General features: G+C 58.0%; 1 protein-coding gene. It reads right to left on the reverse strand.

Annotated features, from left to right (window positions below):
- Window positions 1-4: 4 nt before the first annotated feature.
- Window positions 5-763, reverse strand: coding sequence for a glucose 1-dehydrogenase (locus XI03_RS01600; RefSeq protein WP_271591102.1), 759 nt, complete (start codon window positions 761-763; stop codon window positions 5-7).
- Window positions 764-1,151 lie beyond the last annotated feature (388 nt).

The raw sequence follows: 1,151 nt of genomic DNA on the forward strand, positions 1-1,151 counted from the left end.
CTAGTCAGAAGATGTTTTCGGGCGCCTGACACTTGTACGGGACGCCGATCGTCAGACCGCCATCGACGACGATTTCGGAGCCCGTAAGATAAGAGGACTCGTCACTGAGCAGGAACAACACAGCCTGTGACACTTCCGGCGGCTCGGCTGCCCGCCCAAGCGGAATGGGAAAACTGGAAGAATCTAAGTCCTTTGTCATCCAAGTGTTGATTAACCCCGGATGGACTGAGTTTATTCGAACCCCAGACGCCGCGGCTTCCAAAGCAGCGGACTTGGTAATGCCCCGCACGCCGAACTTGGAAGCAACGTAGGCGTGAAGCCCTGCACTACCCCTCAGCCCCTCGACCGACGAGATGTTGACGATCGAGCCTCCGCCCGCGCGGCGCATGGCTGGCAGGGCAGTCTGCATTCCCAAAAAGACACCGGTGAGATTGACAGCAAGGGTCTTCGTCCACTGCTCAAGCGGAAACTGCTCGATAGGAGCAATACTGGCTATGCCGGCATTGTTGACGAGGCCATGCAGCGCGCCAAACTTGTTCTCCGCAGCCGCGATCGCTTGGCACCATTCCTCTGGCTGAGCGACGTCTTGACGCAGATAAATCGCGGATGTGCCAAGGCCGGCCGCGAAGGCCTCTCCTTCCTTACGAAGAATATCGGTGATCACGACTTTAGCTCCCTCCGCTACCAGCAGGCGCGCATGAGCGGCCCCCATCCCTCGAGCCCCGCCGGTTACCAGAATGACTTTTTCGCTGACACGTCCCATAATTTTGCTTCCTCTCTGGTGGTGCAAGGTTTTTGCGACATCCACTATGCACTATGTCAACTAGCCCTGGTCGATCTCCTGTGTCCCGCTGCGATGCCCAAGGCTGTGCGTAGTGCCGTGTAACTCGGCGTGAAAACCAACTCGATAACGATTCCACGTCGTGGACACGCGTCCGCCGTTCATACATTACCGTCGGAGTGTTGAATTGGCATCACGACATTGGGCCACCTTGTTGAGCCCGACGATTCACGACCGAGTTTCCTCCGGAAGATGCGCGTGGACTGCAGGCGACGCAACGCCGGTTCCGCACAGATGCACGTACTGAGCTCTTCGCGGCTGGCTGTGGGAGTGGGCCGCAGAACGCATGAGGTTCTCCGAGTCTTGCGAA

It is taken from the genome of Bradyrhizobium sp. CCBAU 65884 (assembly GCF_028128835.1).
GTDB classification, from domain to species: Bacteria; Pseudomonadota; Alphaproteobacteria; order Rhizobiales; family Xanthobacteraceae; genus Bradyrhizobium; species Bradyrhizobium ottawaense.